The organism is Flavobacterium faecale, assembly GCF_003076455.1.
GTDB classification, from domain to species: Bacteria; Bacteroidota; Bacteroidia; order Flavobacteriales; family Flavobacteriaceae; genus Flavobacterium; species Flavobacterium faecale.
This window is the reverse complement of sequence record NZ_CP020918.1, coordinates 2,658,843-2,681,970: the sequence shown is the minus strand read 5'-3', so window position 1 is coordinate 2,681,970 and position 23,128 is coordinate 2,658,843. Positions and strand designations below refer to the sequence as shown.

At 34.7% G+C, this 23,128-nt stretch carries 19 protein-coding genes; 7 read left to right on the top strand and 12 right to left on the bottom strand.

The window, feature by feature from the left end:
• Window positions 1-91: 91 nt before the first annotated feature.
• The 8 genes from gatB/aspS to FFWV33_RS11485 all read right to left on the bottom strand — a co-directional run bounded on the left by gatB/aspS (window position 92) and on the right by FFWV33_RS11485 (window position 11,724).
• Window positions 92-3,424, bottom strand: coding sequence for a bifunctional amidotransferase subunit GatB/aspartate--tRNA ligase AspS (gene gatB/aspS, locus FFWV33_RS11520; RefSeq protein WP_108741030.1), 3,333 nt, complete (start codon window positions 3,422-3,424; stop codon window positions 92-94).
• The gene (locus tag FFWV33_RS11515) at window positions 3,424-4,821 is read right to left on the bottom strand and encodes an amidase (RefSeq protein WP_108742535.1); all 1,398 of its coding nucleotides are present in this window, start codon (window positions 4,819-4,821) and stop codon (window positions 3,424-3,426) included. The genes gatB/aspS and FFWV33_RS11515 overlap by 1 nt, the downstream gene beginning before the upstream one ends.
• 2 nt (window positions 4,822-4,823) lie before the next feature.
• Window positions 4,824-5,093, bottom strand: coding sequence for an Asp-tRNA(Asn)/Glu-tRNA(Gln) amidotransferase subunit GatC (locus tag FFWV33_RS11510; protein WP_211316255.1), 270 nt, complete (start codon window positions 5,091-5,093; stop codon window positions 4,824-4,826).
• A gap of 254 nt (window positions 5,094-5,347) precedes the next feature.
• Window positions 5,348-5,647 (bottom strand): PIN domain-containing protein, encoded by a 300-nt coding sequence (locus tag FFWV33_RS11505; RefSeq protein ID WP_245891492.1) that lies wholly within the window; start codon window positions 5,645-5,647, stop codon window positions 5,348-5,350.
• A 109-nt stretch (window positions 5,648-5,756) separates the two neighbouring features.
• Window positions 5,757-6,005 carry a DUF6364 family protein gene (locus tag FFWV33_RS11500; protein ID WP_108741029.1) on the bottom strand — a complete coding sequence of 83 codons (249 nt, stop codon included), beginning with the start codon at window positions 6,003-6,005 and terminating at the stop codon, window positions 5,757-5,759.
• 82 nt (window positions 6,006-6,087) lie between these two features.
• The gene (locus FFWV33_RS11495; RefSeq protein ID WP_108741028.1) at window positions 6,088-6,537 is read right to left on the bottom strand and encodes a hypothetical protein; all 450 of its coding nucleotides are present in this window, start codon (window positions 6,535-6,537) and stop codon (window positions 6,088-6,090) included.
• Window positions 6,538-6,862: 325 nt separating this feature from the next.
• Window positions 6,863-8,638, bottom strand: a complete 1,776-nt coding sequence (locus FFWV33_RS11490) for a TonB-dependent receptor (protein ID WP_108741027.1) — start codon at window positions 8,636-8,638, stop codon at window positions 6,863-6,865.
• A 71-nt stretch (window positions 8,639-8,709) separates the two neighbouring features.
• A complete protein-coding gene (locus FFWV33_RS11485) occupies window positions 8,710-11,724 on the bottom strand; it encodes a tetratricopeptide repeat protein (RefSeq protein ID WP_108741026.1) in 3,015 nt (1,004 codons plus the stop codon).
• A 284-nt stretch (window positions 11,725-12,008) separates the two neighbouring features.
• On the opposite strand from FFWV33_RS11485, the gene FFWV33_RS11480 reads away from it, so the two are divergent.
• Entirely contained in the window at window positions 12,009-12,692 is a 684-nt protein-coding gene (locus tag FFWV33_RS11480; RefSeq protein ID WP_108741025.1) for a cell division ATP-binding protein FtsE, read from the top strand.
• A complete protein-coding gene (locus FFWV33_RS11475; protein WP_108741024.1) occupies window positions 12,692-13,576 on the top strand; it encodes a glycosyltransferase family 2 protein in 885 nt (294 codons plus the stop codon). Before FFWV33_RS11480 ends, FFWV33_RS11475 begins: the two co-directional genes overlap by 1 nt.
• Here FFWV33_RS11475 and FFWV33_RS11470 read toward each other — a convergent pair.
• From FFWV33_RS11470 to FFWV33_RS11460, 3 genes are all read right to left on the bottom strand, one after another.
• Window positions 13,573-14,676 carry a glycosyltransferase family 4 protein gene (locus FFWV33_RS11470; protein ID WP_108741023.1) on the bottom strand — a complete coding sequence of 368 codons (1,104 nt, stop codon included), beginning with the start codon at window positions 14,674-14,676 and terminating at the stop codon, window positions 13,573-13,575. The two genes, FFWV33_RS11475 and FFWV33_RS11470, sit on opposite strands and share 4 nt — an antisense overlap.
• Window positions 14,677-14,743: 67 nt before the next feature.
• Window positions 14,744-15,136 (bottom strand): sugar 3,4-ketoisomerase, encoded by a 393-nt coding sequence (locus FFWV33_RS11465; protein WP_108741022.1) that lies wholly within the window; start codon window positions 15,134-15,136, stop codon window positions 14,744-14,746.
• 13 nt (window positions 15,137-15,149) lie between these two features.
• Entirely contained in the window at window positions 15,150-16,250 is a 1,101-nt protein-coding gene (locus FFWV33_RS11460; RefSeq protein WP_108741021.1) for a glycosyltransferase, read from the bottom strand.
• Between the two features lie 43 nt (window positions 16,251-16,293).
• Between FFWV33_RS11460 and FFWV33_RS11455 the strand changes: the two genes are divergently transcribed.
• The 5 genes from FFWV33_RS11455 (at window position 16,294) to FFWV33_RS11435 (ending at window position 21,986) form a co-directional block, all read left to right on the top strand.
• Window positions 16,294-17,205 carry a glycosyltransferase gene (locus FFWV33_RS11455; protein WP_108741020.1) on the top strand — a complete coding sequence of 304 codons (912 nt, stop codon included), beginning with the start codon at window positions 16,294-16,296 and terminating at the stop codon, window positions 17,203-17,205.
• 142 nt (window positions 17,206-17,347) lie between these two features.
• The gene (locus tag FFWV33_RS11450) at window positions 17,348-17,980 is read left to right on the top strand and encodes a TetR/AcrR family transcriptional regulator (RefSeq protein WP_108741019.1); all 633 of its coding nucleotides are present in this window, start codon (window positions 17,348-17,350) and stop codon (window positions 17,978-17,980) included.
• Complete coding sequence (locus FFWV33_RS11445; RefSeq protein WP_108741018.1) at window positions 17,970-19,298, top strand: TolC family protein; 1,329 nt, start codon at window positions 17,970-17,972, stop codon at window positions 19,296-19,298. The genes FFWV33_RS11450 and FFWV33_RS11445 overlap by 11 nt, the downstream gene beginning before the upstream one ends.
• Window positions 19,299-19,303: 5 nt before the next feature.
• The gene (locus tag FFWV33_RS11440; protein ID WP_108741017.1) at window positions 19,304-20,383 is read left to right on the top strand and encodes an HlyD family secretion protein; all 1,080 of its coding nucleotides are present in this window, start codon (window positions 19,304-19,306) and stop codon (window positions 20,381-20,383) included.
• Between the two features lie 19 nt (window positions 20,384-20,402).
• Window positions 20,403-21,986: an MDR family MFS transporter gene (locus FFWV33_RS11435; RefSeq protein WP_108741016.1), complete on the top strand. Its 1,584-nt coding sequence runs from the start codon at window positions 20,403-20,405 to the stop codon at window positions 21,984-21,986.
• A 162-nt stretch (window positions 21,987-22,148) separates the two neighbouring features.
• On the opposite strand, the gene yaaA is transcribed toward FFWV33_RS11435, so the two are convergent.
• The gene (yaaA, locus tag FFWV33_RS11430; protein ID WP_108741015.1) at window positions 22,149-22,907 is read right to left on the bottom strand and encodes a peroxide stress protein YaaA; all 759 of its coding nucleotides are present in this window, start codon (window positions 22,905-22,907) and stop codon (window positions 22,149-22,151) included.
• Window positions 22,908-23,128 lie beyond the last annotated feature (221 nt).

Sequence of the window (23,128 nt, the reverse complement as noted above, 5' to 3'; positions counted from 1 at the left end):
TTTGGGAATTTGCTAGTTTTAATTATTTTATTTTTTTCAATTTCTCAATGAAATTAACAACACCATTAAAATGCTATTAATTTTAAAACCTCTACTTCCTCAAAATCCTAACATTCATCTCCTCTACTTTTCTATCAGATAAAAGCGATGGTGCTCCGAATAATAAATCTTCACTAGATCCTGTTTTTGGGAAAGCCATTACTTCTCTAATCGAAGCTTTTTTCTCCAAAATCATCATTAGTCGGTCAATTCCCCAAGCGATTCCTCCGTGTGGTGGTGCACCGTATTGGAAGGCTTTGTACATTGTTCCTACGCTCTTCATCATCTCTTCTTTGTTGTACCCCATATTTCTATACGTCGCTTCTAGAATTTCCGATTTGTGTGCACGTACAGAACCACCTCCTATTTCGTAACCGTTTAAGATAATGTCGTATTGTTGTGCGATGATCGTTCCAATTTCGTCTTCATTACCATCCATGTGCTTTTTCAGATCGTAGATTGCTGGCATCGAGAACGGGTTGTGTGTAAACGTCCATCTTCCTTCGTCTGTTTTTTCGAACATTGGGAAATCAATTACCCAAGCCGGACGCAATTCCTTTGGGTTAATCAAATTCAACATTCGACCCATTTCTTGACGAACAGCATCCAAAGCTTTGTTTGCCGTAGCATAATCTGCTGCCGAAAAGAATACAATATCTCCCACTTGTGCATCAGTTGCTTTGATAATTCCAGCTGCAATTTCTTCGCCTAAGAATTTAATAATTGGCGATTGCAATTCGGTTTCATTTACGATAATATAAGCCAAGCCACCTAAACCGTGTTGTTGTGCAACGGCAGTCAATGTTTCAATTTGCCCTTTGGACATACGTTTGTTTCCTTGCTCTTGAGCCGAAACTTTGATACATTTTACAATTCCGCCTTCATCAATTGGCTTGCTGAATACTTGGAAAGTAGTTTCTTTTACGATTTCGGTAATGTCTTGCATTTTTAATCCGTAACGCAAATCTGGTCTATCACAACCGTAGAAATCCATAGCATCTTTATAGGTGATGACTTCAAACGGATGCAAAATCCATTTTTTACCGTAGATTTTAGTAACGATGTTATTGAACATTTTGGTGTTCAAATCGATAATTTGCTGCATGCTTGCGTATGCCATTTCGATATCCAACTGTGTGAATTCCGGTTGACGATCTCCACGAGAATCCTCATCTCTAAAACAACGTGCAATTTGGAAATACTTCTCATAACCACTTACCATCAACATTTGTTTGAACTGCTGTGGCGCTTGTGGAAGCGTATAAAACATACCTGCTCCTTTACGTGTTGGAACGATAAATTCGCGTGCTCCTTCATCTGTTCCGGCACTTAGAATTGGAGTTTCAATTTCTAAAAACTCTTCTTCATCTAATATGTCACGCAATAATTTAATCACTTTATGACGGTTGACAATGGCTCTACGAACCTCATCATTTCTATGGTCTAAGAATTTGTATTGAAAACGAGTTGCTTCATTTGTTTTGGCAGCTCTTTTTATTTCAAAAGGCAAGGTCTTCGATAAATTCAAAATTTCTAAAACAGACGTTTCCATTTCGATTTTACCCGTACGCAAACCTGCATTGAAATCATCTTCATTACGCCCAACAACAATTCCTTTTACAGAAATTACCGATTCTGGTTTTAATTTCACCAAATCATCAATATTTGGGAACGATTCTCTACTAATTCGAACCTGGAAAATCTCGTAACTAGAATCACGTAAATCGATAAACATCAATTCACCGTGGTCACGCACAGACGCTACCCAACCAGATAATTCTACTTCTTGATTGATATTTTCCTCAGACAGTTGTGAGATTTTGTGTGTTCTGTAATTGTCTTTAATTATGATTGGCACTTCAGGAAGTGTTTCTTCTTGATGCCCTTTGCTCTCTACTTCTATTTCTTTCGAATCATTTTGAGCGGCTTCTTTCTTTTCTAAAATGGCTGCAGCTCCCAATTGGTCTAGGATAATTTGACGAATTACTTTTCCATCAGCACCTTTTCCAACTACGCCTAAAACTTTACCAACCAAAATACCGGCTTTTCCTTGGTTTCCGGCTTTGATGTCATTGGCTACTGCTTCGTTTTCAGCAAGTACTGTTGTAATCACTTCTTGGATTTTCTCTTCAGAAATGGTGTTTTCTTCGAAATACTTGTTATAATCAAAATTATGATCTTTCAAATAGCCTGCAATCGCATTTTGAACTAAAACTGCCGTAATTTTTTCGGCTTTGAATAATACAAAAATGGTGATTAGATGCGCTATGTTATTAATTTTGACATAATCCTCTGCTTTCACATTGTTTGCTAAAGTTTTAGCCACAAACGAAGGGTCATTTATCGAATTATTTAAGGTTACAAAGGTTCTAGAACGCAAAGCATCTGCTGTAAAAAACTTAGCATCTTGCGGCAATACGCTACCTTTTATCAAAATTGATTCTACTGCGAAAGGCAAAGATGCAGTATCTACAGAAATCGCTTCAATTTCTTTTTTGATGTTTACAAAAGGTAAATCTGGCTCCGAAATAAAACGGTAATCTGCTTCGAATTCCTTTTTACGCATCACTTTGGTTTGCTTCAAATCGGCATCCCATAAAACCGTGGTTTGATCGGGTCTAAACGCTTTATTTTCGATAAAATAATTGAATTGCTTCTCTACTTCTTCTTTCAAAGCTTCGACCATAAACTTAAACGAGTTCAAGTTTTTGATTTCAGTTCTTGGGTTTAATTCGGCACTGTCTTTTTTACGTAACGAAACCGAAACATCCGATTTGAATTCTCCTTTTTCAAGGTTCGCTTCAGAGATTCCTAAATTTTGAACGATACGCTGAATGTACTGCGCATAAGTTGAAGCATCTTCGATATTTCGAAGACATGGCTCTGTAACAATTTCGATTAATGGCACACCTGCTTTGTTGAAATCGACTAACGAAATTTTCTTTTCGTGCATCAATTTTGCAGCGTCCTCTTCGATATGAACCTGAGTCAAGTTTACTGTAAACTGAGAACCATCATTTCTATAACAAGAAACGTGACCATCAGGAATTACAGGATTATGATATTGTGTAATTTGAATGTTCTTTGGGTTGTCTGGATATTCGTAGTGCTTTCTATCCCAAGAAATCACTTCGTTACTAAAGGTTGATTCTACCGCTTTTCCAAAATAAATCGCTTTAGTAATCGCTTCTTTATTTAGAGCAGGCAAAACGCCCATTTGCCCCGTACAAACCGAACATATATTTTGATTAGGTGTTTCAATTTCTTGATTTGGACAAGAACAAAACAACTTGGTTTTGGTATTTAATCGAACGTGAGTTTCAATTCCGATTACCAATTCTAAATCGTGGGCAATGATCGCCGCATTTAATTGTTCCAATTCCATTATAGTGTATCTTTTAAGAAGTTAGCAAATTGCATCACTAATTCGTCATTATTTTTTGCTGCCGTAATTTGCAGTCCTGTACTTGTTCCTTGTGGCGCTGTCATTGTTGGTAATTGTCCCAAACTAAAACCTACTGTATAAGCATCTGACAAATACATCGCCAAAGGGTCTTTCAAACTGTCTCCGATTTTTGGAGGTGTACTTGGGGTTACTGGAGATAAAATGATATCGACTTCTTCAAAATCCTTACGGAAGTTTTCCGAAATTTGGTCTCTTAAAGCCAAACCTTTCAAATAAATCGCATCCGAGAAACCTTGAGACAATACTTGGTTCCCTCCTACGATTCTGCGTTTTGTTTCTTCCGAAAAATTCTCAGAACGCGTTACTGCGTAAGTTTCAATTAAGTTTTCAGACTCAATTCGGTTTCCGTAGTTTGTCCCGTCTAAACGTGATAAATTGGAAGCCGTCTCTGCCATTGCCAAAGTATAATAAGTCGAAACTAAGATATCTGATTTAAAGAAATCTAGTTCTTTAACTGCAATTCCTTTGGCTTTTATTTTTTCGATAGCTGCTAAAAAATCTGCTTTTATTTGCGCATCAATAGCATCACTTTCGATAAAATTTTTAAAATAACCGATTGTTTTCACTGTCGAATGAGCAATATCTTCTTCTGAAATTTCGTTTGATGCAATCGAAGTCTGGTCTTTTGGATCTTTTCCGCTCATGACATTCATCACAATACGAATGTCTTCGATTGATTTTGCCAATGGGCCCACGCAATCTGTAGAAGACGCATACGCCATTAAACCAAATCTAGAAACACGTCCGTAAGTTGGTTTCAACCCGTAGATATTATTGTATCCTGCAGGTTGACGAATCGAACCTCCTGTGTCTCCACCGATAGAAAAAACAGTGTAGTCCTTGGCCACATTCACAGCAGAACCTCCGCTTGAACCACCTGCAACCAATTCTGGCTTAATGGCATTTTTTACCGCTCCAAAAATGGTGTTTTCACTAGAAGAACCGTGACCAAAACTATCACAGTTTTCTTTCACCAACGGAATTGCACCAGCATCCAATAATTTTTGAATGGCAGTTGCTGTATAAGGTGATTTATAGTTTTTCAACAAATCAGAACTTGCTGTTGTGTAGGTTCCTTGCACCATGTACACATCTTTTATTCCAAACGGAATACCTTCCAACAAACCGATTGTTTCTCCATTTGCAATTTTTGCATCTACCTTTGCCGCCAAATCAAGCGCCATAGTATCAAGCAAAGCATTTACCGAATTATAGGTGTTTTGCTTTAGCAAATCGAGTCTTTCTTGCACCAAAGCAGTACAAGTTATTTCTTTTGACACCAATTGTTGGTGTATATTTCTTATTTGAGATTCCATCATTATCCTTCTATAACTTTAGCAACTACTAAAAATCCATTTTTCTTGTTTGGGAAATTTTCCATGATGAGTTCTTTCTCAATCGCCGAGCTTTCAATTACCACATCATCTCTTAAATCACTTACAGACACGCAATTATAATTGACATTATTGGTAGCATTATTATTTGATGCATTTGCATTCTTGATTACATCAAACAATTTATTCACACTCTCTGAAGGCTGTGCTCCTTTAATACTCGACAAGACGTCGACTGTCATTATTTTGCTCATAATTTAATTTAGTTTTAAAGTCAAACTTTTACGGTCGCGAAATTACGAAAGATTTGTTTGGGATACACCTTTTTTTAATGATTTCGGCAACTTAAACGCCAAATAGAGTATCAAAAAGAGAGGACTTTAATAATTTTTATATACTATTTCACAAAAAAAATAAAAGACTACAGAAAAAAACACTATTCTAAATTTTCAATCTAGTATCTAGTTTCCTTTATTTCGAAAGTAATAACTAATTTGAGGAATAAGTTTTACAAAACACTACTCAAATATTCCTCGGCAGTCATAATTGGAATTGTAGCAGTATTAAAGTCTTTTCCGTTTCTAGTGATGATAATCGAACAACTGGAATGCAACGCTGTAAAATATTGAACAGCATCTTCAAAATCTTTAAAACCCGAATTAAGTCCTTTTTCAATCGTTTGTTCATCCACTTCACAAACTTCGCAGATTATTTTAAACTTTCGAAGTTTACTCAAAACAGACTCAGATGATTCAAATTTATTTAAAATATAATCTACTGTTGTGAAAGAAAGTGGCGAAGCAACCAAAGTAATTATCTTTTAATCAGGCAAAGTGGCAGCTTGACAATTGAATAATAAAAAGGTATTCTTTCGGCCAACAAATCCAAAATTACATTGGTGCCTACAAGCAGCCTAATCATTTGTTTTTTTGGTTTAAATAATCTGCTTTACTTTTTTTATAATCGTAATCCAATGGAATAGAAATTCCGGAAGACAGACTTTTTACAAAAGGAGAGATCTGTAAATCATCATTGGGTTTATCTGAAGTTAAAGCATTAAGATAATTTTCTATCAGACGAGATAAACTTACTTTCTTATCCGAAGCGTATTGCTTGGCCTTTTCAATTATCTCCTGATCAAGCTTTAAAGTGAGTTTGGTGTTCATGGCTAATTACTTAAACGTACAAACTTATTGATTTTTAGACGTACAAAATACCGATTTTACTTTATTTTCCAAATGAAAGCAACTACTCCACACTCTCAATCATATATTTAGTGCCATTTATTTCGAAAGTGAAGCCTACTCTATTTCCCATCAACTTATTTCCTAGTGGCGCTTGTGGCGAAAGGGCTATTACATTTATTCCGTCGATATTGATTTTTGGTAAAGCCAAAGAAAGATAAAGGTAGATTCCATTTGCTTTGACGAGGCTTCCTAACGAAATCGTTTCGGCAACAATCTCGGGATTAATTTTTTCTAACACTGATTTTTGAGTGATTACTTCGCTCAATTTGGTATTGAGTTTTTCTTGCTCCAGATGCATCATAGACAAAGCGGTCTCATGCTTGTCTCCTGCTGAACCTTTGGCGTCGTTCTTGGCATCTTCTGTCAAACCAGAAATCATGTCTCTAAAAACATCGATTCGGTCTTGTACTTGAAGGGAATAATGCGAATGTATTTTTTGTTTGAAAGTCATTTTTTTATGTAAGTGTCTAAGTTGCTAAGATACTAAGTTTCTAAGTTTTTTTTGAAACTTAAAATTCCTCGACTACTTTTATATTTAATTCTACTTTAAAATTTGTCGTTATTTTCGCGTGAAGGATGGTCCCGAAGTGTCGGGAGGTATCCTTTTTTGGGGCTTTTTCTGCCCCAAAAAAGATATAGCGCACAGCCTGACCCGTAGTTTTTACGAAGGGACACGCCCTAAGAAATCATAACCATAAAGTAAAAAAAGCACAAGAACAAAGCGTAATAAAACTTTGTGAACCTTGTGCTTTCTTGTAAACTTTGAATTTAAAATACTAGAATTCGAATTTATAATTGGCTCCTAATACAATTTGAAATCCTTGTACAGGATAATTCAACCATTTTTGGTACCCATTATTGGTAATGTTATTTCCTTTTAAGAATCCTGTCAATCGATCGCTATGTTTGTACCCTACGTGAGCATTTAAATCAAAATAACTTCCTAATTCTACCGTTGGATTTGGTAAGAACAAGGCTGTGTTTTGCTGGATATCCATACGTTTGCCTACGTAAAACAATTGTGTACCTGCAAACCACTTTTGTGTAATTGCTACATCTAAATTTGATTCGATTTTTACGGTTGGCAAATTCCAAGCTTCTTGCTGTGTGTCAGTAGCGAAACTATTAAAAGTTCCTGTAAGTCCGAAAGTGACGTTTTCTGAAAAATTTGCCTTTACGTTTCCTGAGAAACTAAGTGTTTTTACATCATCATATACTACCTGAAAAGAGTTTCCGTGAGCGTAAGCTTCACTAGCAATGGTTTCGTTATAATCTTGGCTTTTGTATAATGCCTTGTTTTTTTCGTTTAAATAAGACGCTCTAAGATTGTAGCTCACATTGTTTGCCAATTTACCTTTTAACCCTGCCGATATATCATACTGCTTGTCGGTAGGTTTGATGTAGCCTGCACTAGTTTTATCACCCATTGTTGGAGACAAAAATGGATTTCCGCCAACGAATTGCTGATACGAATTTTGATCTAAACTCCCTTCTGCTCCCGCATAAAAGATCATCAAGTCACCAACTACTTTCAAAGATGCAGTTACTTGTGGGTATACATAAACTGTTCCTTTATTGTTTTGAGAATCCATGCTGTAAAAAAGTCCGGCTCCTAAATTTAAAGTCCAATCATCTTTTAGCATCACAAAACTTGGTTGGATTCCGATATTTGTATATCCGTATTTTATGGTTTCTGTATTTGTTTTTAAATAATTATTTTCGAAAGATCCTCCAACATAATCAACCACAACTTTGGTTTTGACCAACTCGTCTTTTACATCAAACTGGAAAGTAGGCTCTGCAACAAATCTATTTTCGTTTGAACTGAAACTATCCGAAAAGTGAATGAATTTCAAATCAGCTTTGTTCAATAAACTGTCATCAAATGCAAATCTACCACCCAAAGATATCGTGTTAAACGAATGTTGAGGCTCGATACTATTGATCAAGTTTGCACGATCATTGGATGTTAGGGTGTTTCCGAGATCCGTTGGGAGACCATACCAATTGTAACTTTGGTTTTTGTATCCAAGATCAAAGTTCATCGTCATTTCGTCATAATTAGCTCCGTAATTTAAATCAATAGCAGTATCGTAAAAACTAGTATTTAAATCGGCATTTTTGATTCCGCCTTGAGAAGACAAGTGACGGAACATTCCTCCAATATAATCGTTGCTATTCAATTCTTTATTGACAAACAGTTCTGCATTAAGCGTACCAAAATTACCCAAGCCTAATGTTGCATAATTATCATATAGTTTTGCTTGTTCTGTTTTATCGACTCCTTCAGCTTTTCCTTTTAAAGGTGCAAAAGTAGAGGCTACTGGAAAAGAAAAAATGGCATATTTAATGGTTTCTTTCTTTGCATTTCCATCATCATCTAGTGACGGAACCTCTTTAATTTTATTTGCATCTGATATGGTTGGACTGTACGATTTGGTTACCGTAACCTCTTCTGACCCTATGTTTGCATCTCTTTTTTGAGCCAATGTTACCTGCGCAGTCATTACTACAATTGCTAAGGCTATATTATTTTGGAAATTGAATTTCATATTTTATATTTTTTTGAAATCAGTCTAGTTTCTTTCGAACCTAAATTTATGTTTTCTTGAAATTTTAAAAATTAGTTTTGAATCGATGAATTAGTTTTAGCCTCTTGCGATTTGATCATCGCCAATTCTTTTTTGGCCTCTGCAACCACCTCTGGATAATCTGTAAAATTCTGAATCACGTTGTCTAAAATATAAGTGGCCTGAAAACTGTCTTTCAGTCCGTAAAAGTTTTTGGCCATAACAACCAAGCCTTTTGCACCATAGTAACGGTAACTTGAATAACTTTTTGCGATTTTTTGAACGGTAACATTCGAAGCTTCAAATTTTCCGTCTTTGTTTTTGAAATAAGCGTCATAATATAAAGATTCAGCAGCCAACTCTCCTTTTGCAATTGTGGCAAGCTTCGCATATCCCGCTCTAGCTTTTGCCTCATCTCCGGTTTGCATAGCAGAACGAGCAATGATTATTTGCGCATCACTTTTAACGTTATCATCTATTTTTGATGCATTCAACACCTTATCTGCATACGTTACTGAGTTGACGTAATCTTTTTTGTCATAGTAACATTTCATTAAATTTGACTGAGCAAATATCTTATTTTGGCCTAACTCAGCCTCATTTTCCAAGCGTTGCAAAATGGCGATAGCTTTAGTCTTATCGGTGCTTTTTAAATAAATCTGACCTAATCGTGTTAACGATTGTTCTGTGAATTCGCTACGAGCTTGGCTTACAACATATTCGTAATTAGCAACAGATTTAGCTTCTTGCCCTTCAGAAAAATAGGTTTGCGCTAGGTAAAAATTCGCTTGTAAACTGTGTAACCCTCTTGGAAAACTAGCAATATAGGCATTGAATCCAGAGATTGCCTGACTATAATTCTTTTGACTGTATTGTTTGTTAGCCGATTCAAAACTATCGTTATCCAACTCGGCATCTGTTACTGCTACAAAGTCTAATGTGCGTACCCATGTAGCGTACTCATCTACGCGACCATTGTCTACATAAATTAATCTAGCGGTAGAAACTGCTTCAAGTGCTTCTGGCGTTTTTGGAAAAGCTGCGGCAACTTTTTTCAATTTAGTTAATGCCAAATCGTCCCTGTCTGAGTTGTAATAAACCAATCCTTGTTTCAAAATCGCTTTGGGTATGTACGAACTATTTTTGTATTCTTGAATCAATGTTTCATAACTCTTAAGAGCCAAATCTTGTTTGTTGTTGGCTACATAAGTGTTGGCCAATTCATACATTGCATCGTCTCTATAATTTGATTTTGTATACAGCTTAATAAACGAATTTAGCTCCTCTATTTTTTTGTCATTCTTACCTACAAAACCATAGCATAATGCTTTTTGATAATTGGCATAGTCTGCATCTGCATCATTTTTCTCGATCACTTTATTGTAAGCTTCCATGGCTGGATAATACTTGGAATTCACAAAACGACAATCTCCTAAACGTAAGTACGAATCATTTAAACGGTCAGTATCCGTTTTGTTTTTATCAATTTGATTTTGAAAATAAACCGCCGCTTGGTCATATTCTTTTAGCTTAAAATATCCGTAAGCAATATTGTAATTTATATTTTTGAACTCCGGAGTTTTTGCCGCTGTGGTCATACCTGCAAATTGCTTGAAACTAAGCAAGGCATTATTGTAATCATCTAAAATATTTTCTGTTTCTCCTTTCCAAAAAGTAGCACGAGCTGTAAATTCAGGATCAACTTGATTTTCTAATGATTTCTTGAACATTCCAGCTGCACCCAAATAACCTCTATTGGTATATAGCTCTAATCCTCTGTAGAAGGTTACTTTCTGGTAAGCACCTTTATTCTCTGCTCTTTTATTTTTCTCTAATAAAACTAGCGCTTCCGTATAATTTTTTGAAGATATATAAGAATCAATCAATAATTTCTCAACTACTGCTCTATTACTATTATTCGGATATTTGTTGATAAACCCCAACAACACTTCAGGAGTACTTTGGTATGAATTTCCGATTTCATAACTCAATTTGGCATAATTAAGACTAGCATCTTCTTGAATAGCCAAATCAAATGCCATCTCTGAAGCATTTTTGAAAGCATTAAGCGCTTCTTGTTTCTTATTTAAATTCAAGTAACTTTCTCCCAAATGGTAATATGCGTTTTGAGATACGGCATCTTTACCATCTATAATCTTGTTGAATTGTGTGATCGCTTTTTCAAAATCATTCTGTTTGTAATACGCATACCCCAATTGGTAGTAGTCGGTATTGTTCCATTTTCCACGTTTTCCGTTGTATAAGGTTAGGTACGGAATCGCTTTATCGTATTTTTTTAGATTGAAATAACTCTCACCAATTATTTTATTCAATTCTGATTTTTCAATTGCCGTAGATTTTGACATCGCTTTCTCTCCTAGTTCGATTGCTTTTTCAAAATTTCCTTGTTTGAAATTCATGTCAGCCTGATAATATGACAGTTTCTCTTTGTATTTTTCGTCACCAGATACTTCGTCAAAATATTTATTGGCTTGCGTATAATCGTTCCCCTCATACGCCATAAAACCTAAGTAATACTTGGCTTGTGAACCATACACAGGCGATTGTACTACTTTGTTAAAATAAGTAGTTGCCTCTTTTTTATCCTTCGATTCAAACAGAGAGTACCCTTTTTGGAAATTGTATTTGTCCCTTCCTTCGATACTTAACTGTTTTTCATCCACCTCAGCAAAAGCTTTCAAGGCGTCAGCATAATTTTTTTGTTCAAAATAATAGTGAGCAATTTCGATGTTTGCAAGATTGCTTTTTGCACTAGTTGGATAGTCTGTTAGAAAGCGGTTTATCAAATCCTCTGCATTGCCTCTATTCAAACGTATAGCGCAACTAGCGTTGTAATATGAACAGTCTGAAAGTACTTCTTGGTTTTTGTTTTCTAAGTAAACTTTTTCGAAAAGGGTTTGAGCAGAAGCAAATTGACCATCACGGTATAATAAAACCGCTCTGTCAAAATCCTTTAATTCGTGAGTATATACAGCTGATTTTTGTGCAGAAAGTGCCATTGCATTTGCAAGAGCCAACAAAATGTAGAGCCTAGAAAATTTACGCATTGTGTGTGTTTTTTTTTATCTATTCAAAAGTATTATATTCTGTGGTTATAACGAATTGATTTATACTTTTATTACAAAAACTTGATAAGTCTCTGCATATTGTACTATAATTTATGTCATTTACCGCGATTGGCTATAGCAACAATGATGCCTTTTTTATCTTAAAATTAAGAAAAGAAAAGTTGATTTTGGCTTTTCACCTTATAGTCCTTAATATAATGACAAAATATATTTTGAATCCAAGCGTTAACTTCTTACTTTTACCCAATAAATAATATTTAATTATGTCACTACCTATTCTTTCCCTTAAAAACGTTACGATCTCGCAAGAAGATAAAATCATTTTATCCAACATCAACTTAGAGGTAAACCGTGGTGAGTTTATCTACGTCATCGGAAAAACGGGTTCTGGGAAAAGTAGTTTGATGAAAACGCTTTACGCCGATCTACCCTTAAAACAAGGTGAAGGTCAAATTGTAGAATTTAATTTGGTCGGATTAAAGGATAATGATATTCCGTTTTTGAGAAGAAAAATCGGTATCGTTTTCCAAGATTTTAAATTGTTACCCGATAGAAGCATTCGCGAAAACATGCTTTTTGTGTTAAAAGCTACAGGATGGACCGTAAAAGGTGATATGGATCATAAAATTGACGAGGTGTTGGATAAAGTTGGAATGAAAAGTTATGCAGATAAAATGCCACATCAGATCTCAGGTGGTGAACAACAACGTGTTGCGATTGCAAGAGCATTGTTAAACGATCCAGACTTAATCCTTGCCGATGAACCAACAGGAAACCTAGACCCTCAAACTAGTACAGAGGTCCTAGAAGTATTGAGAAAAATTAACGAAAACGGAAAAACCATCATCATGGCAACTCATGATTATGCCTTGTTAATGAAATACCCAGCAAAAACTTTGAAATGTGAAGATGCTACCATTTTTGAAGTGGTGCAAAGGACTGTTTAATGCTTTCGATACTCATTCCTACATACAACTATAATGTATATCCGCTTGTGTGTGAATTGAGTGCGCAATGTCAAACTGCTAACATCCCGTTTGAAGTTCTCGTTATTGATGATCATTCCACTGATATTGTTCCTGAAAACACCAAAATAAACGCAGTACCCAATTGCTCGTTTATTGTTTTAGAAAATAATTGCGGAAGAAGCGCTGTGCGAAATCTACTTGCAAAGAAAGCACAGTACAATTGGTTACTTTTTCTGGATTCAGATGTGATGCCTACACAGACAAACTTTATATCCAGTTATATTGGTCAGATAGACAACGAAGTTAAGCTTGTAAATGGCGGTATATTGTATCCTGACGAAAAACCCGAAAAAGAAAAAATATTACGCTGGATTTATGGAAGAAGCCGAGAAGCACTATCCGTTAAAAGTAGGCAACAAAATCCTTATCTCTCCTGTTTGTCTTTGAATTTTCTGGTTCATAAATCCATCTTGAATCAGGTTAAATTTAACGAGTCGATCCCTAACCTACGCCATGAAGACACATTATTTTCATTTAATCTAAAAGAAAAAAAAATCCCAGTGCTACATATCCACAATCCTGTATTTCACTTTGGCTTGGATACTTTTGACAAGGCAATTAAAAAAGAAAATGAGTCTTTGTATGCCCTGAAATATTTGATTGAGAAAAATCTAATTGCTGCAGATTATATTCGAATGGGACAAATGTATAGCACCCTAAAAAAATATCAACTTACTCCCCTTGTACAACTTTTTCATAGGTTCGCAAAACCTTTTTTAATGAAGAACTTGGCGAGTCAAAATCCTTCTATGTTATTTTTTGATATGTATCGAATAAGTTATTTATGTACCCTTAGGAATTAATCTTCCAACCCTTTGATTTGATTTTCAAACAATTGCACCCATTGTTTCATAATAGTACTTATTTCATATTTTTTCGAATCGTCCTTTGCTTGTTTTCCTAATTTTTTTCGCAGAGATTGGTTATCAATAAGTTGATTTACTTTCGAAACAAATTCTTTTTCCTTATCATTTTCGATTAAAAACCCATTGGTTCCATTAGTGATTATATCTCTTGGTCCACAAGGACAATCATAGGCAACACATGGCAAACCGCACTGCATTGCTTCAATAAGTACCATTCCAAAAGCTTCTGACCGTGAAGTTAAAAGCATTATTGAGGCCTCTTCATAGCATTTTTGAATAGCCGAATTGGGAGCAAAAAAATTGCAATTAGTCTCAATTTTCAATTCTGCTGCTAGCTTTTGATACTTTAAATCACTATCCCATTCTCCATAAATTTCTAATGTCCAATCTGGATGTGTTTGAATGATCTTCTGCCAAATATAGAGTAAACGGTCGATACCTTTCTCGTAACTATGCCGACTCACTGCTATTACTTTTTTTTGATTTAAGGGAGCTAAATTGGAACTTATAAATGCTAAAGGATTTGGTATTACAACCGCATTGGATAACTGCCACTCATCCCTACCTGCTGTGGTCTCAAAAATAATTTTAGAATATTTTGCAAAGGCAATTTTTTTTGTAAAAAAAACTGCGCGAAACCGAATCTTATCAAAGAGATTTTGTTTCGTAACTTGTTTTAAAGAAGTAGACACATGTGTTTCGAAAAGTATTGGAGCCCTTGTTTTTATAAAATAGGGAATGATGGAAGACAATGCTGCATCACACACAACCACAAGATCAGGCTGAAATGCTGCTATGGTTTTATTACAATAATTTAGAAAATGCGAGGGGAAAGTAATTATGGATTTTCCCGAACCCAAGTGATGAAATTTTATTGCCTTATTAAAGGGATAAAAAGGTTTTTTAGCCGTTTTGCAAACAGTAATTACTTCAATTTGATAGCCGAGTGTAACTGTCAAATAATTCAATTTCAACGACAAAACCCTAGCAATACCACCTGAATTTGTACTATCGGGAGTGATGTAGAGTATTCTCATGCAAAAAGTTTTAGAAGTGGTTTATAACTGCTTTATTTTTAATTTAAAATATTTAATACTAATCAAATTATTGTCTAGTTAATAAAAATTCTTCAAAATCACGAATATAATCCTCTTCACTATATACTTCTGATGCTAAAACCAAGCAAACAGCTCCTGAAGAAAAGTTTTCTAACTCCCTCCAAACATTATTCTTAATCAACAATCCTTTGTCGGGTTTGTTCAATGTAATACGTTTTGTTGATTTCCCGTTTTTTAATACAACATCAAAACTACCTGAAATTGCGATTAAAACTTGCTGCAATTTTTTGTGCGAATGGCCACCACGAATTGAAGTACTTGGAATATCATATAAATAATACACTCTATTTACAGCAAACGGAATAACATCATTTTCTATTACGGCAATGTTTCCTAATACATTTTCTACTTTAGGAATATCTATAATTTTAACTTTCATACTTATTCGAGGTTTATAAATCAATTTTCATTAAATCCAACCATTGTTTACCAATGTTATCTAATGCAAAATGCTGAATACTATTTAATGTGTTTTTTTTGCAGTAATTGTAAAGTATTTCATCTTCAATAAATAAGTTCATTGCTTCAGTTAACTTTTCGCAATTTTGATTTTCAATAAGAAGACCATTAAATTTATCTTCTAAAATCGTACTAGGACCACAAAGACAATCAAAAGCTACTACAGGAATCTCACATGCAAGAGATTCGACTATAACATTTGCAAAACCTTCATTTAGACTTGACAACACTAAAAATTTTGATTTAATAATGTATTTGAATGGATTGTCTTGAAAACCCATCAAATGTACTAAGTTTTGTACATCATTTGCAATTATAACACTATTTAAAAAATCGAAATTTCCTTTTCCCAAAATCATTAAATGAATATTCTTCTGTGGTAGTATAGATTGTGCATAACAAGCAATTAATTTATCAAATTGTTTGATACCATCATTATATTGACCCACGGCAACAATATAGGTAAAATCAACCAGAACATTTTCCTCAATTTTATCTTTAATCTCATCAAAATTGACTGGATTGTAAATTGTTTTAAGATTTTTTAGAGCATATTTTTCAGCCACAAGATTTTTGATGTCATCAACACAAGTTACCATGGCAAAAGCATCTATATAAATTAATCTTGTAAACCACTTGTTATTTGGCATGTAATACTGCAACAAATAACTATGAACAGTAAAAATGGTTTTAGTCTTGAAAATGAATTTAGTTAAAATCAATTCCTGCAAAGGCTTCATTCTAGGACGAAAATCTATTATAAAATCGAATTTTTGGTTTTTCAAATATTTTTTTAAAAATATAAATCTAGACAACTTATTATACCAATCATTTCTCTTGTTTTTGAGCAATCCTAGATTAACAAGTTGACCGCCATAGCTGTACGTTACACCATCTAGAACAATAATATTATGCACTTCTATCCCTACTTTATCAAAAAAAATAGACAAATTTGCCATCACTTTTTCTCCTCCTCCATCGCTCAAACGATGGCCAATAAGTGCAATTTTATACTTTTTGTTTGGAACAGTCATTAACAATTTATTATTTTCGTTCCAAATATAACATTTAAAAATAATGCATCACAATTCACTTGTAACTATTATATGTACTTGCTACAATCAACACGAATACGTTACGGCTTGTTTAGATTCTGTTATATCGCAAGATTATTCTAATATTGAAATTATAATTGTTGATGATTGTAGCACTGATGACTCAAAACTTGTAATTGAAAATTGGATTAAATCAAATTTAACTGTTCGTTTTCTCTCCAATGAGACTAATTTAGGTATTACAAAATCATTTAATAATGCTGCAAGATATGCTACTGGGACGTATTTAGTTGACTTAGCAGCAGACGATCTACTTCTACCCCATTTTACCTCGTCATTAGTCAAAAAATTCAATCAAAGTAGACACAACAACCTCGGAATTGTATATGGTAATGCTGCACTTGTTGACCATTATGGGGATTTTAAGTCATATTATTTTGATGTTAACACCTCCAACAAAGTATTAAAAAAAAGGGTTACAGGAGATATATACACTACCGTATTAACTGGTGGAGATAGCATATGCTCGGTGTCTGCTATGATAAAAAAAGCAGCGTTTGACCAATTGCAAGGTTACGACGAATCACTTGCTTATGAAGATTTGGACTTTTGGATACGATGTTCAAGAAACTATAGTTTTGATTTTCTAGATGACGTTATCATGCAAAAAAGAAATGTACAAGCCTCTTTAAGTTCAAATTTTTCGAAAAAGAATAATAGATTAGCAAGGCAAATGTATGCCTCCACCTATTCCATTCTAACCAATACACTACAACTTAATAGCAAAATAGAAGAAGATTTAGCCCTACAAAAACGAGTTCATCACAGTATCATTCATAGTTTTAAAAATGGTTATTATCAGCTAACTTTTAAATATGTTTTTCTAAGAGCCAAATTATCCTGGAGAAAAATCGCATATCACTACACTGACTAGCCAATTGTATATGGTACTTTTTATTACCTCTAACTTAGAGGTCCATTTTTTTTGGCTACCGTTAATATTTCGTTAAATAAAAACTAAACACCTGTTTAAACTAAACGGTTGTTTAACTTTGTACTCAAATAATGAAACTATCATGAATTTGAATACCGATTTTAACGAAAAACAAATTGAGATTCTATTAGTAGCCGAATCTTTATTTGCAGACAATGGGTTTGAAGGTACTTCTATCAGGACTATTGCAAAAGAGGCCAAAATAAACATCGCTATGGTGTCATACTATTTTGGATCGAAAGAGAAGCTACTACAAGCCTTAGCAAGTTATCGTTTAAAGGATTTAAGATTTGAAATTGAAAATTTAGCAACTGAAGATTTAGATCCTAGAGAAAAAATGAAACGTTTGATTTCTCTTTACATCAATCGCTTCAATTGTAATAAAGGAATTTACAGAATATTACATTTTGAATTAGCTGGTGGAAAGTCAAATATCAAACTTGAAATTCTTGATGATATTAGACTAAAAAACTTCAATGCTTTAAAACGAATTATTGAAGAGGGTCAGGCGAAATCAATATTTAAAAAAGACGTAACTATTGAGTTAATCACTCCAACAATCTTAGGTACCTTCTTTCACGTGTATATGAACAAAATTTATTTCCAAAATTTATTACAGCTTGAAAAGGAATCCGATTTTGAGCATTATATAGAAAACACACTTACAGCACACATACATCAAACTATAAAAGGACTTCTTAACTATGAAAATTAATCCATACCTAGTATTAGGAGTATCGTTATTCCTAATGCCTAGCCTGCAGGCGCAGGTCAAAGAGAGTTTAAAACTCGAAGAAGCTATTCATTTGGCTTGGCAAAAAAGCAGTGAAGTATCACTAGCAGATTCCAAAGTTTTATCCAAATCGTTGGAAGTACAGTCGGTGAAAAATCGCATGTATCCCGATTTGAAAATTTCAGGTCAATACCAACGTTTGACTAATGCAAAAGTAGATTTGCAAACTGGCAGCAGTTCGTCTAGCACAGGTGGCACCCCCGTGGTAAATCAATTAGTATTGGGTCAAGTAACCGCTTCCTTACCTATATTTAGCGGTTTTAAACTTCGCAATAGCGTTAAAGCTTCAGACCATATGTACGAAGCCGAAACTGCAAATGCTTTGCAAACCAAAGAAGAAGTTGCTATGCGAGTAATTGATTATTATGCCCAATTATACAAGGCGCAAAAAACAATTGACCTATTATCCGAAAACAAAAAAAGTGCTCAACAACGTGTAGATGATTTTATTCAGTTAGAAAAAAACGGAATAATACCTCGCAATGATTTACTTAAAGCACAATTACAAGTGTCAAAATTACAGTTGTCTTTGGATAAATCGACTAGTGACCTAAATACACTCAACTTTGAATTAACCAACTTTTTAAAATTAGATCCAAGCACAGTTGTAGAAGTTCTTGAAAGTGATTTTGCAAATTTTGATATGAGCGGAATCCCTACTAGTGACGAAACTGCTCTTGGAAACAGAAAAGATTTAGAAGCTATTCAATTAGCACAAAAAGCAAGTCTTGATAATATTGCAATAGCAAAAAGTGGTTACTATCCTTCGATTGCACTTGTGGGCGGTTACACAACCCTAGACCTTAAAAATGTGATCAACGTGCAAAATGCAATGAACTTTGGGGTAGGTTTATCTTATGATTTAAGTGGTATTTTAAAAAATGGAACTACTGTAAAATTGGCTAAAAGCAAAGCAGAAGAAGTAAAAAATCAAGAAGCAGTACTGACTGATTACATAAAAATTGAAGTAAAACGTGCCACGGAAGCATTTGAGTTGTCCTTAAAACAAGAGCAAGTATATACTGAAGCGGTAGGGCAAGCAACAGAAAATTATCGAATCATCAAAGATAAATACGATAATGGATTAGCAGACACCAACGATTTACTCGAAGCAGATGTAGAACAATTGGCATCAAAAATAAACAAAACACTGTCTAAAGCAGATAGTATTGAAAAATACTATGCCTTATTATCGGCATCAGGACAATTAAATCAAACATTCAATCTTTCAAAAATATAATCAAAATGGAAAAGAAAAAAACTAATACTAAATTTATTATCATCGTTTCTGCACTTGTGATTTTGGGTGGTGCTTACGGAATATTCAAATATATGCACTCTCTAGCTCATGAGGAAACAGATGATGCTCAAATTGAGAAAAATATGAACCCAATTATTCCAAGAGTTTCTGGTTATGTTGACAAAGTGTACATCAAAGACAATGATTTTGTAAAAAAAGGAGACACATTATTCACGATTGATTCCAAAGAGTACCGTTTAAAAATTGATGAAGCTACTGCAAATTTAGCAAGTGCCGAAGGAAGTTTTGAAGTTTCAAAAGCAGATATCGGAAGTGTTATGGCAAGTGTATCTGTATCAGATGCTAATGTACAATCTGCGGGTGGAAACATTCAATCTGCAAAAATTAAATTGGGTCTAGCTACCAACGATTTTAATCGTTATAGCAACTTATACAAAAGCCACACCATTACAAAACAACAATATGAGCAAGCGTTAGCAGCTAAACAAGAAGCTGAGAACCAAATCAAAATATTAGAACAACAGCAAAAAGCCTCTTCTTTTCAAAAATCGGTTTCTCAAGCTAAATCTAAAGTTTCTGGTAAACAAACCGAGGTAGCGGCTGCTAATATTAAAAGAGCTAAATCAATGTTGGAGACTGCTCAGTTAAATTTAACATACACTGTAATTACTGCTGCCATTGATGGTCAGGTTTCGAAAATTGATATTCAACCAGGACAATTGGTTCAGCCAGGACAATCTCTTTTCTATATCATCAACAACACTGAAGCTTGGGTAATTGCCAATTTCAAAGAAACGCAATTAAACAAAATGGTTGCTGGACAAAAGGTGACTTTAAAAGTAGATGCTTACCCAGATTATGAGTTCAAAGCAACTGTTACTTCTTTTTCTCCTGCAACAGGATCTCGATTCTCAATCTTGCCTCCTGACAACGCTACCGGAAATTTCGTAAAAACAATTCAGAGATTACCCGTAAAAATTAGCATCGACAAAGATAATGATGCCGAAAAAATTAAACAACTACGTCCAGGAATGAATGTGGATGTAGATGTACACATAAAATAAAATTTTATCATCAATACAAATGACACAACAAGGACAAGATGACTTAGTAGAATACGGATTCAGACGTGTTATCATTACGATAACCGCAGTACTCTGTGCCTTATTGGAGATTGTAGATACCACCATTGTAAACGTAGCATTAACCAACATGCGAGGGAGTTTGGGTGCTACTTTAACAGATGTAGCTTGGGTGATTACTGCCTATGCCATTGCCAACGTAATCGTTATTCCCATGACGAGCTGGTTGTCACAACAATTTGGGCGCCGCAACTATTTTGCGGTTTCCATTGTAGTATTTACTGTGGCCTCTTTTTTATGCGGAAACGCAACCAATATTTGGGAGCTCGTAGCCTTTAGGTTTGTACAAGGACTAGGTGGAGGCGCTTTATTAGTTACCGCACAAACCATTATTACAGAGAGTTATCCTGTAGCAAAACGTGGTATGGCGCAAGCCATTTACGGTATGGGAGTTATTGTTGGGCCTACACTAGGGCCACCTTTGGGTGGTTATCTGGTTGATAATTTTTCATGGCCTTACATTTTTTACATTAATATTCCATTGGGTATTATTGCTACTCTATTAACACTAAGCTTTGTACGTAGTCCTAAATATGGCGAAAAACTTAAATCTAATCAAGTCGATTGGATCGGAATTATACTTCTAGCTGCCTTCATCGGATCATTACAATTTGTTTTAGAGCATGGACAACAAGATGATTGGTTCAACAATAGATTGATTGTTACCTTAAGCGTCGTATCGCTATTTGGTTTGGTATTATTTATTTGGAGAGAAATGACCTATAAGTACCCTATCGTAAACCTAAGTGTTTTAAAAGATGGTAATTTACGTATCGGAACAATGATGAGTTTCATATTAGGTTTTGGTTTGTATGGCTCTACTTTAATTATACCTATTTACACACAATCTATTCTAGGATGGACAGCCTTAGACGCTGGACTATTATTAATTCCAGGTTCAATCACAACAGCGTTTATGATGCCAATTGTAGGGAGAATGATTCAAAATGGGATTCCGCAAACCTATATGGTTGCAGTAGGATTTCTAACTTTCTTCATCTTTACCTACATGATGCATGGTGTTATGACGCCAGATACAGGTGTCGAACATCTATATTGGCCATTGATTTTAAGGGGAGTTGGACTAGGATTATTATTCGTTCCTATCACGACCATGTCGCTTTCTACACTATCTGGAAAAGGTATTGGTGAAGGAGCTGCTTTTACCGGAATGATGAGACAATTAGGTGGGTCATTCGGAATCGCAATTATCACCACTTTTATCACTCGATTTAGTCAAAAACATCGCGTTGATTTGGTAGCCAACCTTGACGGAAGCAAATTCGAAATTCAACAACGCATTCAACAAATGCAAGCAGGTTTTATGTCTAAAGGCTACACAGTTAACGAAGCTTTGAAGAAATCCTACCAAGCGATGGAGTATACAGTAATGAAGCAAAGTACCGTCCTAGCGTACATGGATATATTTATGTATCTGGGAATATTATTTTTATTATGCATCCCGATTATATTATTTGTAAAACCTGGTAAATCAAAAATCAACCCAGCTGATGCCATGCATTAATAGAATATTTTGGGCGTGTCCCTCCGTAAACTACGGGCCAGGCTCTCCGCTATATCTTTTTTGGGGCAAAAAAAGCCCCAAAAAAGGATGTCGCTACGATCCTTCACGCAAATAACAAAACCCACAAAAAAAAGCTGCATTTTCAAAAATGCAGCTTTTTTTTTATCTAGTAAAAACCAAATGATTCCCCTTGGACAGATTAGCATCAAATTGATAACCATCATAATTAAATCCTTTTAAGTCATCAATCGTTTCTGCATTGGTATCAATAATGTAGCGCACCATCATTCCCCTCGCCTTCTTGGCAAAAAAACTAATGATTTTTAATTTCCCATCCTTATATTCTTTAAAATCGGGAGTAATCACCGGAACTTTCAAACTTTTTGTATCTATTGCCGAAAAGTATTCATTGCTCGCCAAATTAACAAACAACCCCCCTGCTTCCATTTCGTTGTTTAAAGCTTTCGTTAAAGTTGGCTTCCAAAATTCATATAGATTTTTATGCTCACCAATTGGCATTTTCGTTCCCATTTCCAATCGATAGGCTTGCATTAAATCAAGCGGCTTTAGCAATCCATACAAACCAGATAGAATTCTCAATTTATCTTGCAACTGATCCAGTTTAGAGGTCGGAATGGTAAATGCATCCAATCCCGTGTACACATCACCGTCAAAAGTATAAACAGCTGGTCTTGCATTTTCAGTAGTAAATGGCGTATGCCATTCTTGGTTTCTTTGCCAATTCAAATCAGACAGTTTTTGAGAAATACTCATCAAACTAGACAAATCGTCTGGGTTTTTAGTTTTTAAAACTTTATGAACAGCGCGTGATTCTTTCAAAAATTTTGATTCGGTAAACAATTCTGTTGGTAATTCTTTATCAAAATTCAAAGACTTCGCAGGAGAAATAACAATTTTCATAGGATAAAAGTATAAAGGTTCTAGCTACTTGCATTGCAACTTAAAGTCACATTCAAAACCAGCAGCTAAGAGTAAAAGATATCAATTAATGCTGTCAAAAATACAACTTGAAAATAAGAATACTCCATCATGACTATTGAAATCTACAATAGCACCATAAATTATAAAAATACCATCAGCTAAACCACTTAAGAATGAAATAAAACAGTGTCCCTTTCGAT